The following is a 14,161-nucleotide window of genomic DNA, read 5'->3' as shown; positions in this document are numbered from 1 at the left end:
CGCCGACTCGCTGACAGGAAATCAACCGCGTGAGGGTTCTGGTCGCCCCGGACAAGTTCAAAGGAAGCCTCGCCGCGTCCGAGGTGGCCGACCGGCTGGCGGAGGGCTTGGCGGCGGCGGGGGTCGACAGTGACAGAATACCGCTGGCCGACGGCGGTGACGGGAGTGTCGACGCCGCGGTAGCGGCCGGTTTCGCGCCGCATCCGGTGACGGTGGCCGGGGCGGCGGGAGCGCCGAGATGCGGACTGATCGCCGTCGGTGACGGTGCCGCCGTGGTCGAGGTCGCCAATACCTGCGGCCTCACCACCCTTCCGGCCGGCCGCATGCTGCCGCTGGATGCGAGCAGTCTCGGTATGGGACAAGCGATGTCGCAAGCGTTGCGATACCGGCCGCGGCGATTGGTTCTTGCCCTCGGTGGCAGTGCCAGCACCGACGGCGGGATGGGACTGCTCGCAGCGCTCGGCTTCACCTTCGCCGATGCGAGGGGAAGACCACTGCGAGCGTGCGGACGGAATTCGGGGCGAGTCCACACCGTGGACTCGTCGCGGGCGGCGAGGCCGACCGGGGTCGAGATCGTGGTCGCCGGCGATGTCACCAATCCCTTGCTCGGACCCGACGGTGCCGCGGCGGTGTACGGGCCGCAGAAGGGGGCCACCGCGGCCGAGGTGCGGTTTCTCGACGCCGGCCTGAACAACCTCGTCCGGGCGTTCGCCCGCAGCGGCTACCCGGACGCGATGGCTGTCGCGGCCACAGCCGGAGCGGGCAGCGCGGGCGGAATCGGGTTCGCCGCGTTACTGCTCGGCGGCAAGTTCGTGTCAGGTGCGGAGTACTTTCTCGACCTGCTCGAGTTCGATCGGCACCTGCCCGGTGCCGACCTGGTGGTCACCGGGGAGGGGAGTATCGATGAGCAGACAGCGAACGGCAAACTGCCCACGGTTCTGGCCCGCCGCTCCCACCCTGTTCCGGTCATCGCCGTCGCCGGCCGGAGCACGCTGTCCCGAGAACAATGGGGCCCGGCGGGATTCACGGATATCTATTCTCTCGGCGACTACACCGACAGGGATACCGCCGGCGACCCTGAACTGACCCGGCAGTTGCTGACCCGGATCGGCCGGCAGATCGGCCGCACCATGGCCGCGGCGCCATGAACACGCCCATCTGTCGCGCGAATCTGGCGAATCTCTGACCCATTCGTACCTGGCGTGGCGACAGCCGTCTCCTCGCTCGACGCTGACATCGACGAAACGGATCTATTTCCCCACGCGTGGTGACCCACCTCGGGGTTCGTCGAGAGCAGGTCGGCGAGGCCGGACATGGATCCCACCCCCCGCTCCAGGACACCTGGCCGTTGTGGTGGGCATAACCGAAATGCCCGTTGCGATCACCGTGAACCGAAGCGGTGACCGTTGCGGCTCCGGCTGATTGACTGCGGTGAGGTGTGATCTGTCACTGCGCGTGAGCGCGTCTAGCTAGGAACGACGATGAAAAAGACATTGGCACGGGGGCTGACAGCTCTGGCCGGCGCGGCCCTCATGCTCGGAACCGCTGCGTGTGGCAGTTCAGCGGATATAGCCGGCCCGCCCGGTGACGTCTCCGACCCGAAGAATCCCGTCTATTTCAAGTACGCCGACAACCCGAGCTTCGATCTCGTCTATCTTGCCGACAAGCTCGGATACTTCGACGACGCGGGCATCAAGCCGAAGTATGTGGGTCCCGTGGACGGCAATCAGCTCATTCCGCTCACCGACACCGGTGACCTCGACTTCGCCACCCGGATGGCCTCGCTCACCATATCGGCGATCAACGGGGGTGCCGACTTGAAGATCGTCGCGGCATCCAACCAGACCCTGCCGGACGCGCCGCATATGAATTACTTCGTGCGCAAGGACTCCGGGATCACCGCGACCTCCCTCGATGAACTCGAGGGAAAAACGATCGCGATGAACGGGTTCGGTGCCTGCGCGGAGTATGTCACCAAACAGTATCTGACCAGCAAGGGCGTAGACGTCGACAAGGTCAACTGGGTGCCGACCCCGGACGCCCAGTCGGAACAGGCGGTGGAGACCGGCGCCGCCGATCTCTCCATCATCCATGCCCCGTTCTCGGGGCACGCCCTCAACAATCCCGATCTGGTCAGTCTCTTCAGCGATTTCGATCTCGACGGCGGCGCGAGCGGCAGCCAGCCGTACACCGGCAACGGAAAGTTCATCCGGCGATTCCCGGCGCAGACGGAGGAATTGGTCGGAATCCTCGGTAAGACCCAGAGCTGGGTGAACCGGAATCCGGACCAGGCCCGGCAGTACATCGCCGACCGTATCGGGCAGAACGTGCAGGACATCACCCGATACGCCTACGTCAACAACGCGATCATCGACCGCAAACAGATCCAGTACTGGATCGACACACTCGAGAAGTTCGGTCAGGTACCGGAGGATTCGCTGACCGCCGACGACGTCGCGACGAACCAGTACAACCCCTATGCCGAGAGCGACGCGTTGCTGGAAACCCAGGCGGAGAACCAGGTCGATCTGACCGTGGGCGAGAAATGACGTTGTCCGAGACTCGGATCACCGACGACGCGGACGCACGTACCGATCACGCCCCGGCCGACAAGATCGTGGCCCGTCGGGTGGGCAAGACCTTCCCGGCCCGCAAGGTCGGCCGGGTCGCGACCAACGAACTCACGGTACTGCGCGATTTCGAGCTGGCCGTCCCGGAAGGCGAGTTCCTCGCACTCCTCGGGCCGAGCGGTTGTGGAAAGTCGACCTTCCTCAACATCCTCGCTGGTCTGGAGACTCTTTCGGACGGCGAGGTACTCGTCGGTGGTGAGCCGCTGACGGGGGTGAACAGAGATATCGGCGTAGTGTTCCAGGGCTATGCTCTCTATCCCTGGCGTTCGGTCCTGACCAATGTCGAGGCCGGCCTGGAGATTCGCGGCGTATCGAAGTCCGAACGCCGGCGTATCGCCACGGAACTGCTGGAGAAGGTCGGGCTGGGCGAGTTCCTGCACAGCTACCCGCACCAACTCTCCGGCGGTATGCGCCAGCGGGTCGCGATCGTCCGCGCACTGGCCTACGACCCGAGTGTGCTGGTGATGGACGAACCGTTCGCCGCACTCGACGCCAACACCCGCGAACTACTCCAACTGGAGCTGCTGCGGATCTGGGGCCTGAGCCACGATGAAGGTGCCCAGCGCAAGACGGTCCTGTTCGTCACCCATTCGATCGACGAGGCGGTCTTCCTCGCCGACCGGGTGGCGATCATGACCGCGCGGCCGGGCCGGGTGAAGGCGCTCGTCGATATCGATCTGCCCCGCCCGCGCACGGAGGAGATCCGCAACTCACCGGAGTTCGTCGGTATCCGCCGAACCGTGGCCGAGATCCTGCGCGACGAGGTGCGTGATGTCGCCTGATGCACGTACCTCGGCCACCCCGCACATCGTGGACGAGCCGGCCGACAGCGATGTGAAACGTCAGGAGAGGGTGGATACCTCGACTGAATCCGCACGTGTGCCCCGAGCGCGGTCCCGGTTCCGCTGGACCCCGGGGCTCGTCGTCAATTCCGCCCTCGGGTGGGCGGGGTTCATTCTGATCTGGTATGTCCTGATCTGGGCCGGTCTCGTCCGCGAGCACTACCTGCCGCCGCCGCACGAGGTCGTGCGGGCATTGGTAGAGGGACTCCTTCCCGACGGCAACATCCAGAAGCACGTCTGGCCCAGCATTCGTCGTTCGCTGGTCGGATTCGGTCTCGGAATCGTCGTCGGCGTGCCGCTCGGTGTGGCGATCGGCTGGTTCAAACCGTTCGAGCGCGTCATCGACTCGGTACTGCAGTTCTTCCGGCAACTGTCGGCGCTGGCGCTGTTTCCTGTTTTCCTGCTGTTCTTCGGCCTGGGCGAACCCTCGAAATACGCGATCGTGACCTGGGCGGTGGTCTGGCCCATCCTGCTCACCACCATCTCCGCGGTGAAGGATGTGGAGAAGCTGCAGATCGACGCGGCGAAGAGTATGGGTGCCGACCAGTGGTTCATCTTCACAAAGGTTGTCCTACCGGCATCGATCCCACGCATATTCCCCGGAATCCGGCTGGGTGGCGCCTACGCGATCACCGTGCTGGTGGCGGCGGAGATGGTGGGCGCTCCGGCCGGACTCGGCATCTTCACCCTCACCATGCAGCAGACGTTCCGGATCCCGGAGATGTACGCCGGCATTGTGCTGCTCGGACTCCTGGGCCTCATCATGAACTACCTGTTGGTGCTGGTGGAACGGCGGCTCACCGGCTGGCAGGAAGGCATCACCAATGGCTGAGATCCACGCACCCGCCGCCCGCGCACGTGCGCTGCGGTGGACCGGGGCCGCTGTGTTGCTGATCCTCACTCTGCTGGTGCCGGCACAAAAGGCATCGGCCCATATCCGGGCGGACCAGGGCAGCGTGCCCACCCGAGGCGGCTGGGGCACAGCGACATTCCAGGTCCCGACCGAATCCCAGAGCGCGTCCACCACCCGTCTGGACTTCACGTTCACCGGCGCGACGGAGTTCACCTCGCTGCGCACCCAACCTGTCGCGGGCTGGACGGCGCAGATCGAACGAGGCGACGGCGGCACCGTGAAACGGGTCGTGTGGAAGGCCGATGATCCGTCATACGCGCTGGCGCCGGACGAGTTCGGAGCGTTCACGATCTCCGCCGGGCCTTGGCCGGAGGCGGAGTCGGTATCGATCCCGGTGGCACAGCACTATTCCGACGGTGCGATCGTCGAGTGGAACGAGCGGGCCCTGGACGAGCACGCCGAGCTCGCCCATCCGGCACCGGTGGTACGACTCGGCGCTGCCGACGGTGCGGACGAGCACGGTGGCGCGGTAGCGGAAGCCGAGCACGCGGCGCACGCCGAAAGTGACGACGGTACGGGGGTGGCCACGGGAATTTCGGTGGTGTCGCTGCTGGTCGCCGTCGCCGCGCTGGCGTATGCCGGGGTGGTGCACCGGCGCCTGCGTTCGCACTGACTCGAACTACGGTGACGATTCCGAACCACCCCCGGCGCCGGAGAGCCTGCGCCGGCCTCGCGTGTCTCCTGGCTGTCGTGGCCCTACAGTTGCTGGGCGCGGCATCGGCCGCGGCCCACGCCAACCTGGTGGCCACGGTTCCGGCGCAGGCAGCGATACTCGACACGCCGCCGGATTCGATCGCCTTCACGCTGGACCAGCCGGTGCGGTTCGTGGCGGGTAGCGTCCATCTGATCGACGCGGCGAACAACCAGGTGCCGCTAGGGAGTCCGGAGACGTCCGGCGATCGCACCCAACTACGGGTTCCCGTGCGCGGTACACTGCGCGACGGAACCTATCTGGCGACCGTACGGGCTGTTTCGGCGGACACCCATGTGGTGGCGTACTCCATCCGGTTCGTGGTCGGCGATGCGGATCCCGGAGGCCTCGCTGTCGACACGGTCGAATACGGACAGGCGGGCGGTCGCTGGACGACGGTGATCCAGGCGGCGCGGGTACTGGGCTACCTGGGCGCGGTACTGTCGTTCGGTCTGCTGATCGCGTTGACGTGCACCGGCCGCGAGAATATCCGTGACAGTGCCGGCACCGTCCGGCGGTTCACCGCGACGGCCGTGCTCGGGTCTGCGCTCATCGTCGTCGGCGCATTGGTGAATTTGGCTGCGCAGGGTCCGTATTCGCAGGGTGTGGACGATTGGTCGGCATTGCCGCGCCTCGCCGGGATCGGGGACACCCTGTCCTCGCCCCTCGGTGTGCGGCTGCTGGTCCGGCTCGTCACGGCTGTGTTGCTCGGCATCTGGGTGTTGTGGCGGTCCGCGCCGTGGCGCCCCACGGCGGTACCTCTCCTGGCAGGTACTGTCATCGGCTACACCTTCGCCGCCGGTGGACACGCCGCAGCGGGGTCGGACGCGGCATTCGCGATCGTCTCCACCACCGCACATGTACTGGCGATGGCGATCTGGGTGGGCGGAGTCGTGGCCCTGCTGCTCGGCGGACGGCGGCCGGTACTGCGGGAGCGTTGGGCCACGGTGGCGGTCGCGTGCCTCGCAGTGGTGCTCACCACGGGTGTCTACCAGGCGGTGCGCCGAATATATCCGCTGGATTCGCTGTGGCACACCAGGTATGGGCTTGTCCTTCTCGCCAAGGTCGCCGGTGTCACCGCCCTCGTGGCGGCGGCGTTCTGGGCCGCGCGGTGGTTGCGGGGCCGGGCGGGTGGACGATGGGCCGTCCGAGTCGAATTGGCGGCCGCAGTGGCGGTGCTCGTGCTGACCACTGTCCTGGCATCGTCGGTACCGGCACGCGACGACTACGGCCCCGCTCTGGCGGTGACCGCGCAGCTCGAACAGGGCGGCCTGGATGTGCGTCTGGACACCACCCGTCGAGGACCGGTCGTCATCAGCCTGGAGCCCGATGACGCCGCACGCGAGCGCCTCGACGCCCTCAGCGCAACGCTGTCGTCCGAGGCGGCCGGAATCGCCCGTCTGCCGGTCGATCTCGCGGAGCACGACGGCGTTTGGACCAGTGCGAATGTGATCATCCCGGTCCCGGCCGAATGGACACTGTCGATCGTCGTCGACGACGGAACGAGTCCCGTGGTCACGGCAGTGAGGTACGTGGTGTGGTGAGACGAGCATGCTGGCTCTTGGTCGTATTCGCGTTTCTGGGCGTACCGGCCTGCGCTCCGGAGGTGCGGGTGGACACATCCGGACACGTGGGAGACGGTGTCCTCACTGTCCTGGTGGGTGATGGGCCGCACCGGCAGATCCTGGAGTACGCGGCCGAGCGAACCGGGAGCCGTCTGAGCATACGTATCGAGAGCGCGGGAGCGGATGCGAACCGGCGGGTCGCGCACGGCACGGCCGATGCCGCGTATTTCCAGCATATTCCGGCATTCGAGGGCCGGACGGCACAGGACGGGATCACCGACCTCGCGATACTCGCGCGTGTGCACGTGGTGCCCTACGGGCTGTACTCGCGGACGTACACTTCCCTCGATCAGATCCCGCACTTCGGTTCCGTTCTGGTCCCCTCGGGACAGGCGCCGCTGGCACGCAGCCTCTATCTCCTCCAGCATGCCCGACTGCTGACCTTGAACAAGGAATTCGGCGGTACCTCGCTCGCGGACCTTACTGTCACGGATGCGAATGTGATGGATTCACAACGGCATCTGACCATCACACAAGCCGATCCGGAACAATTCCCGGAAGTAATCGGTGCCGTGGATGCCGTCATCATGAACCCGGTAACCGCGCAGGAGAACGGGTTCGCCCCGGCAACACCACTGCTGCGCGAACCCGCGCCCCGCAACCCCTACACCAACGTGCTGGTCGGCAGAGCCGGGAATGCGGCCGATCCGCGGCTGGTGACGCTCGCGCGGCAACTCGAGAGCCCGGAGGTCGCCGACTACATCGATGCCGAGTTCGCAGGCTCGGTAATCGCGGCCAATCCGCGCCGGATCGATCCCCCGGTGCCCACATCACCCGACACCGAACCCGGTGAACCTGCTCACCGGACGCCGCCCCCTCGGCCTTGACGAACCCGTGCTCGAAGTCGTTGTCCTCGCCCGGCTCCGGCCGCGGCACAGTCACCGGATAGCTCTGCCGGCCGAAGAAGTGGAACAGGCGCGGCGTCCCCACCCCGCGCCGGGGCGGTGAGATGCTCCGGTCGCTCGCGTCGACGATGTTTCGCCGAGGGTGTTTTCTTCGGTCAGGAGGTAGCGGGAGGTGCCTCGGGAGCCTCTTCTCGACCAAGGGATCGGGGACGAGGTCCGGTGCGAAGGGTACGAGGGAATTGCTGCCCGCTTGCCTTCTGCCGCCGGAATCGGCAGGGTGACCGATCGTGCAGTGCGCCGGTTTCGGATGGCCGCGCGAGCACGATCGGGTGGAGGGTTTTGTGGTGTTGACGGCGAAGCAGCCGGTTCTGGTCGAGGTGTCGGAGGGGGCGCCGCAGCGTCGTCGCAGATCGTGGCCGGCGCCGCTGGCGGCGGTGCTGGGCGGTGCTGTGCTGCTGGGCTGGCGTGCGGCCGAGTACGGCAATTGGATAGTCGATGACGCGGGTATCACCTTCGCGTACGCGCGCAGTGCCGCCGAGGGGCTGGGCCCGGTACTGCAGCCCGGCGCCGCGCCGGTTGAAGGGTTCTCGAACCCGACCTGGCTTTTCGTGCTGATGGTGGGCGAATGGTGTGGCCTTTTCGACCGGGGTGCCCTCTTCGGCATTCCCGACTATGTCCTCTATCCGAAGGCGGTCGCGCTGATCTGCTGCATGGGGATCCTCGCCACGTGCTACGCCGCCGCCCGACGGGTATCACGGTGGCCCGCACTGGCGACCTTCGCGACAGGCGCTACTTTGGCCGCGATCCCGTCTTTCGTGATCTGGTGCTTTTCCGGCCTGGAGAACGCGTTGTTCGCGTCGGCGGTATGCGTTCTGGCTGTCCATTTGTTTCTGGCGGTGCTGGATGAGCGGTTGTGGACGCCGGCGGTGGCGGTGACAGCCGGTGCGCTGGCGGCGTTTGCCGCGTTGACCCGCCCCGACGGTCTGATCTACCTGGCCGCGTACCCCGTGGTTTCGGTGATCCTGGTGCGGCGCGCGACGTTGCCCGCTGCTCTCCGATGTGGGGTGTATGCGGGACTCGCGTTCGCGATTCCCTTCGGGACCTATCTGCTGTGGCGGATCATCGAGTTCGGCAGGGTCGTTCCGAACACCGCAGTCGCCAAACATCAGGCGCCGCCGACCGTGTACGACTTGGCCAGGGCGGGGGAATTGGTGCAGTACGCGGGCGTACCCGCGGTGATCGCGGCCGTCGCGGTGGTCGGGCTTGCGCTGTGGCCGCCGAGTAGGTGGCGTGACGGCGCTGTCGCGCTGTTGGTGCCGCTGGTATCAGCGGTGATCGCCTATTGCGTCCTGGAGCCGGACTGGATGGCGCAGTTCCGGTTCGCCACCCCGGTGTGGACTCTGGGTGCGGTCGTTCTCGTGCTTTCCACCGGGCAGTTGCTGGCGAGGCTGCGCAAACACGGCCGGGTTCTGGTCGCGGTGGCACTGATCGGTGCCTTGATCCCGTCCGGCAGTGCGTTCGCTGAAGCATCCGGGACCTACCGCGCCGATGAGGATGTGCCCGTGTGCTGGATCGCGCTGCGGTTCGGGCGCTTGTTCAACGGCTACGCGGACATCCTCGGTATACAACACGGCACATTGCTCACACCCGATATGGGTGGAAGTTCGCTGACCTCGCGGTTGCAGGTGATCGACATGGCCGGGCTCACTCATGCCCGGATGGCGGACATCATCGCCGGCACGGACCGCACCACCTTCGGAGACTATGTGTTCGAGGAGCTCGAGCCCACCTTTGTGCACTCGCACGGGCCCTGGATGGAGAACAACATCACCTTCGATGCCCGCATCACACGCGACTACTACGTGTTGCAGCGATCCCAGGATCCCGCTGTGCCGGATGAGGACTGGGTCCGCAAAGATGTTGTGCGCGACGGGGACCAACTCCGAGAACTTCGCGACTACGCGGGTACTGCCATCCCACCTCTCGTGGACGAGCAGGTGACGGAGGGCTGCGGACCGACGCTGCGTCCGGGGCAGACCCTCGAAGGGTGACCTGCTCCTCAAAATGATGTCGGCCGACCAGGACAGCCGGGACCGGTCGGCCGCGGCTCAGTGGCTCGACATGCCTCGCTGGCTCGCCCGCAACGCGGACGACGAACCGGCGCCCGAGGTACGAGCCGACGCCCTCGCCTCCAACGAGTCGTTCTCCTGCTGGACGAAACCCGCACCGACCCGGGGCTTTGCGCCGGGATCGTCGAGTTCCTGCTGTCCTACCACCGCGCCTGCTGCCGTCCCCCAAACCCGGTGAACAGATCCGCTATACCCCTTGGCCGTCCTGGAGCCCGCGGCCGTCCTGTCATTGCCTCCGGGCAGTAGTGGTGACTGTCCGCTGCCCGGGATGCGTGCCGAACCGGTGCCCAACATCGACGCCGCACTCACCGCGATACCGAACGTCACGATCCAGCAGGTCTGGGAACAACTCCTCGACCAGCACCACGCCTACGTCTCCTACGTGCCCTAACCGCCGATGCCATGTCGAAGTGTGCGCAGGATAGATGAACGGATTCGGTCTAGGCTCGTCGATATGGCACCGGCCCCGGACAATACCCCGCCTGCCCGTAACGGCGCTGGTTTGACGGCCCTGCTGCTCGGTATCTTCGCGTTCGCGTTCGCCTTCATCCCTTTCGCGAGCGAGATTCTTACCGCACCGGCCGGGCTGGCCGCGATGGCAGCGGGTTTCATCGGCTGGGATCGGGTCGACCGCGGCATCGCGACCAATCGGGCCGATGCGCTGATCGGCGGCGTGCTGGGAGCCGTCGCGCTGATGATGACGCTGCTGGTCTACGCGGCGACGAGCTGGGCAGGCTGATCCATCGCGAGGGCCCGGGTTCAGCGTCCGCGAGGGCCCGGGTTCAGCGTCACCGTTCGCGCACCGGCCACTGCTGCCCTCGTTCTCCATGCAGCTCGGAATCCGCGACCCGTACGTCGGGGCATCAGGCCCCGCCCTACCGATACCGCTGTCCGGCTGGAGATTCCGGTAGCGCTGACCCCGTGCGTAGCATGGCGGGAATCGAAGGGTCTGTGGCGGAGGTCGCTGACCGAGTGGGTGCCGAGGCCGCGGCGGCGCGTATCGCCGCGGTGGAACACAGCGATCCCCGTCGCACCGCGGCCGAACTCGTCCGCCGCGTCCGAGCTCTCCGCAGATCGCTGGCCACGGGCGAGGACAGCGGCCTGGACCCGGCGGTGTTGCCGATGATCCACAGGTTTCGGCGGGTCCTTGTGTCGGCTCGGACACACAGTGGATGTCGGTGCGCGAACAGACCGTTCGGGTCCGAGGCCGAAGAATTGTGGGCACTGAGCAACGATCGCCATTCGGAGGATTCCATGTCGAGATTCACAACCATGATCAATGCGACCGCCGTCGCGATCACCGCTGCCGCTGTTGTCGGGCTGTCCGTGCTCCCGGCGGCGACGGCAGATCCGGCGCCGCCTGCTCCGGCCACCTCGGCACAGGTGCCCGTGAAAACGCAAGGATGGCTGAAGATCTACGCCGGGCAGGCGCCGCACGGCACCAATGCTGTCGAGCTCACTGCGGTCACCGACCCGGCGGTCGGGCTGCGGGTGACCGACGGTGACGGTCGCTCGCTCTACCGGTTCGACAAGGACACCGCCATACCGTCGCAGTCGAACTGCAACGGCGACTGTGCCGTTACGTGGCCGCCACTGCTGGTGAGCCGGGGGCGAGGGCTCTATATCGTGGGTATCGACCCGGGGCGGGTCGGATTCATCGAGCGGGCGAACGGTTCGTGCCAGATCACCGTCGGCGGATGGCCGGTGTACTACTTCTCGAAGGACCAGCAGCCGGGAGATCTGCGGGGTCAGGGTGTCGGCGGCACCTGGTTCGCTGTCGCGCCCACCGGTGGTAAGGCACTCGCGAAGTAGGCTTTCAGCGGGCGGAGCGAACCAGCTCCGCCCGGTCGACCACGGTGATACGGCCTCGGGTCAGAGCCAGGATATTGCGTTGTTGCAGGTCGCGCAGCACCTTGTTCGCCGTGGCCCTGGTGGTTCCCGCCATGGACGCCAGATCTTCCTGATTGAGCCGGATCTCCGCGATGGAACTCGATCCTCCGTAGATGTGGGCAAGGTCGATCAGACGTCGCACGACCCGGGTTTCGACCGGTAGATACAATGCCTCGAGTACCTGAGCGGAGAGCCGCCGCACCTGGGCGGCCAACGTATCGATCATGACCCGGTCGATCTCCGGGTAACTCTGACGCAGCGCCGTCAACTGTGCGCGACCGAACGTCAACGTCTCGACATTCTCGACCGCTTCGACGGTCGCGGTACGGCGAGAGCTGCTGTCGAGCACGGCCAGTTCGCCGAACGAATAGCCGGGGCCGAGCATGGTCAGCGTCGCGATGTCCCCGGACGGGGTGGCGACCCGGACGATGAGCCGGCCGGACTTGATCAAATGCAGACAGTCGCCGGGGTCGCCTTCGTGGCAGAGGATTTCCCGGCGTTTGTAGCGGCGCGGTGTGCACGAGGCGAGAATCTCGCGCCGCTCCGTGTCGGGCAGGCCGCGGAGTATCTCGAAATCGGTGGTCACCGTATTCCATCCAGTACATAGCAGGTCACCGGTTCGCTCCGGCCTCGGACAGTCACTGTGCCACGGCTGCGCACCTGCGCGCGTGAGCCGAGGTGCGCGTAGGTCAGCGAACCGATGACCACGGTCCCGGGCTCCGCCAAACTCTCCAGCCGAGCGGCGAGGTTCGTCGTATCACCGATCGCGGTGTAGTTGCGCATCTGCTGCGCGCCGATATTGCCGACCAGCGCCGGACCGGTATTCACCCCGACCCGGAAACGCGGCCAATCGGGATGCGGAATCGCTGTTTCGGCGACTACCCGCTGGAGCGCGAGCCCCGCGCAAGCCGCCCGCAGCGCATGATCCGGCTGGTGGGCCGGCGCGTTGAACACGGCCATGACCGCGTCGCCGACGAACTGGACGACCGTCCCGCCACAGTCCAGAATCGTCGGCACGATCACGCCGTAATACGTGTTCAGCATGTGCACCACTGCTTCCGGGGTCGAGGACTCGGAAAACGGCGTGAACCCCGACAGGTCGGCCATGAGCACACTGACCTCGGCGATCCGGCCGCCGAGTCCGGCCTGTGACGGGTCGGCGATCAGCGCGGTCGCTACTGTGGGCGACATGTAGGACCGGAACAGTCCGTCGATCTGCTGATACAGGCGGGCATTCTCCAGCATGACCGATGTCCGGTCGGCGAACGATCGCAACATCGCGATCTCGGTATCGCTGAAGCGGCCCCTCGCACGTCGCGCCTCGAGCATTCCGGCCAGGCTTCCCTTGACGACCAGCGGGAACGCCGACGACTGCAGATCGGCGGGCCCACCGTCGGCGAAGATCAGTTCGCGGCCGCGGACCAGCCCCAGCCGGAATCGATCCCGTTCGAACGCCTCCGAAACGAGGTGCAGCACCTCGTCGAGCAGTTCCTGTTCGCCGCGAATCACATTCGACCGCTCACCGATCGCCGCCAGCAGACCCAGCCGGCGGACCTGCTCCCGCTCGCTACCCAGCGCGTGGGCGCCCTGCTGCAACACCGCGACCTGACGTTCGGTGAGCCCGAACCGCCTGGACAACCGGGCCCCGACTGCTCCCAACGGCTCGGTCGAGGCGACGCCGCCCTCGGCGCGCGCACGCAGCGCGTCGACCATCTCGTTCAGGGCGTGCGTGTAGTCGCGCTCCAGCCCGGCCATGGTCTGGTGCAGGGTGACGCTGTCGAAGAGTCCGAGAGCCGAACCCTCGCGCCGGAATTGCACGTGTGCGCTACTGGAGATGAGCACGAAGGCAGCGAGCATCAGCACATGCCATTCCCACCACGAGGTATGCCAACTGCGACTGAAACCCACGGCGAAAAGCGCCTCCGCCAGCAGTACGAAGGCGGTGAGCACACTGAGCAGCACCACGCCCCGCCGACGCGCGTACTGGCGACCGTAGCGAAATGCCGCGGCGAGATAGCACGCCGACCCGACGAAGGCCACACCGACCAGCGGTCCCTTGGCCTCCGCCGGATCGGGCGCGTGATGCAGCGGCGGAAACTGTGCCATCGAGACCACTGCCCACACGACGAGTAGCAGCGTCGGGAGTGCGGACAGCATCCAGGCGTACCGATGCAACCGGGCGGCCGCAGCAGGCCCGAATTCCACCGACGACGCGAGGGCGGCGATACCACCGAGTCCCAGCCCGACGGGTACCGAATAGACGAAGCCGGCGTTCGGCGTCAGCAGAATCACGCCGGGCGTCGCCAATGCGTGCAATCCGAGGAAACCCGCGCTGAACTGGAACACCAGTGATACCAGGATCAACCGGGCGTCCCGGCGCATCCGGGCGGCCCGGAACAACATCACGCCCAATGCCATCGCGATGGCGGCGGTAGTGAGCACCAACCAGAAATGTGTCCCGTGGTGTTCGTAGTCCATGTCGAGTTCGGGACGGGATACCAGCAGCCACAACCCGAGCGCCGGTAGTGCGACATGTCCCAGCCAGAGCAGAACCTTGACCTTCGACACCACCGGAACGCTACCGCGCGGCTCGCCC

At 66.5% G+C, this 14,161-nt stretch carries 14 protein-coding genes; 11 read left to right on the top strand and 3 right to left on the bottom strand.

All coding sequences use genetic code 11. From position 1 onward, the window contains the following. Nucleotides 1-29: 29 nt before the first annotated feature. From IEY68_RS08575 to IEY68_RS08540, 8 genes are all read left to right on the top strand, one after another. The gene (locus IEY68_RS08575; RefSeq protein WP_062996365.1) at nucleotides 30-1,148 is read left to right on the top strand and encodes a glycerate kinase; all 1,119 of its coding nucleotides are present in this window, start codon (nucleotides 30-32) and stop codon (nucleotides 1,146-1,148) included. Nucleotides 1,149-1,481: 333 nt separating this feature from the next. Then, entirely contained in the window at nucleotides 1,482-2,549 is a 1,068-nt protein-coding gene (locus tag IEY68_RS08570; protein ID WP_062996367.1) for an ABC transporter substrate-binding protein, read from the top strand. After that, nucleotides 2,546-3,412, top strand: a complete 867-nt coding sequence (locus tag IEY68_RS08565) for an ABC transporter ATP-binding protein (protein WP_062996369.1) — start codon at nucleotides 2,546-2,548, stop codon at nucleotides 3,410-3,412. The genes IEY68_RS08570 and IEY68_RS08565 overlap by 4 nt, the downstream gene beginning before the upstream one ends. Then, nucleotides 3,402-4,304 carry an ABC transporter permease gene (locus IEY68_RS08560; RefSeq protein ID WP_189094139.1) on the top strand — a complete coding sequence of 301 codons (903 nt, stop codon included), beginning with the start codon at nucleotides 3,402-3,404 and terminating at the stop codon, nucleotides 4,302-4,304. Before IEY68_RS08565 ends, IEY68_RS08560 begins: the two co-directional genes overlap by 11 nt. Beyond that, nucleotides 4,297-4,998, top strand: a complete 702-nt coding sequence (locus IEY68_RS08555) for a YcnI family copper-binding membrane protein (protein ID WP_062996371.1) — start codon at nucleotides 4,297-4,299, stop codon at nucleotides 4,996-4,998. The genes IEY68_RS08560 and IEY68_RS08555 overlap by 8 nt, the downstream gene beginning before the upstream one ends. A gap of 77 nt (nucleotides 4,999-5,075) precedes the next feature. Further along, on the top strand, nucleotides 5,076-6,620 hold the full coding sequence (locus tag IEY68_RS08550; RefSeq protein WP_062996373.1) for a copper resistance CopC/CopD family protein: 1,545 nt from the start codon (nucleotides 5,076-5,078) through the stop codon (nucleotides 6,618-6,620). Beyond that, complete coding sequence (locus tag IEY68_RS08545) at nucleotides 6,614-7,528, top strand: MetQ/NlpA family ABC transporter substrate-binding protein (RefSeq protein WP_189094138.1); 915 nt, start codon at nucleotides 6,614-6,616, stop codon at nucleotides 7,526-7,528. The genes IEY68_RS08550 and IEY68_RS08545 overlap by 7 nt, the downstream gene beginning before the upstream one ends. Nucleotides 7,529-7,887: 359 nt before the next feature. Beyond that, entirely contained in the window at nucleotides 7,888-9,597 is a 1,710-nt protein-coding gene (locus IEY68_RS08540; RefSeq protein ID WP_229718670.1) for a hypothetical protein, read from the top strand. A 57-nt stretch (nucleotides 9,598-9,654) separates the two neighbouring features. On the opposite strand, the gene IEY68_RS08535 is transcribed toward IEY68_RS08540, so the two are convergent. Beyond that, a complete protein-coding gene (locus IEY68_RS08535) occupies nucleotides 9,655-9,822 on the bottom strand; it encodes a hypothetical protein (RefSeq protein WP_189094137.1) in 168 nt (55 codons plus the stop codon). Nucleotides 9,823-9,871: 49 nt separating this feature from the next. On the opposite strand from IEY68_RS08535, the gene IEY68_RS08530 reads away from it, so the two are divergent. From IEY68_RS08530 to IEY68_RS08520, 3 genes are all read left to right on the top strand, one after another. Next, a complete protein-coding gene (locus IEY68_RS08530) occupies nucleotides 9,872-10,066 on the top strand; it encodes a hypothetical protein (protein ID WP_189094136.1) in 195 nt (64 codons plus the stop codon). 63 nt (nucleotides 10,067-10,129) lie between these two features. Further along, nucleotides 10,130-10,414, top strand: coding sequence for a hypothetical protein (locus IEY68_RS08525; protein ID WP_062996377.1), 285 nt, complete (start codon nucleotides 10,130-10,132; stop codon nucleotides 10,412-10,414). A 515-nt stretch (nucleotides 10,415-10,929) separates the two neighbouring features. Next, nucleotides 10,930-11,487: a hypothetical protein gene (locus IEY68_RS08520; RefSeq protein ID WP_062996774.1), complete on the top strand. Its 558-nt coding sequence runs from the start codon at nucleotides 10,930-10,932 to the stop codon at nucleotides 11,485-11,487. Nucleotides 11,488-11,491: 4 nt separating this feature from the next. Here the strand turns inward: IEY68_RS08520 and IEY68_RS08515 are convergent, their stop codons facing one another. Both IEY68_RS08515 and IEY68_RS08510 read right to left on the bottom strand, forming a co-directional pair. Continuing rightward, the gene (locus tag IEY68_RS08515) at nucleotides 11,492-12,151 is read right to left on the bottom strand and encodes a Crp/Fnr family transcriptional regulator (RefSeq protein ID WP_062996380.1); all 660 of its coding nucleotides are present in this window, start codon (nucleotides 12,149-12,151) and stop codon (nucleotides 11,492-11,494) included. Further along, nucleotides 12,148-14,133 carry an adenylate/guanylate cyclase domain-containing protein gene (locus IEY68_RS08510; protein ID WP_062996382.1) on the bottom strand — a complete coding sequence of 662 codons (1,986 nt, stop codon included), beginning with the start codon at nucleotides 14,131-14,133 and terminating at the stop codon, nucleotides 12,148-12,150. The genes IEY68_RS08515 and IEY68_RS08510 overlap by 4 nt, the downstream gene beginning before the upstream one ends. Nucleotides 14,134-14,161: the final 28 nt, after the last annotated feature.

The sequence above is a fragment of the Nocardia jinanensis genome, assembly GCF_014645735.1.
GTDB lineage: Bacteria > Actinomycetota > Actinomycetes > Mycobacteriales > Mycobacteriaceae > Nocardia > Nocardia jinanensis.
This window is presented reverse-complemented; position numbering and strand designations above follow the sequence as displayed.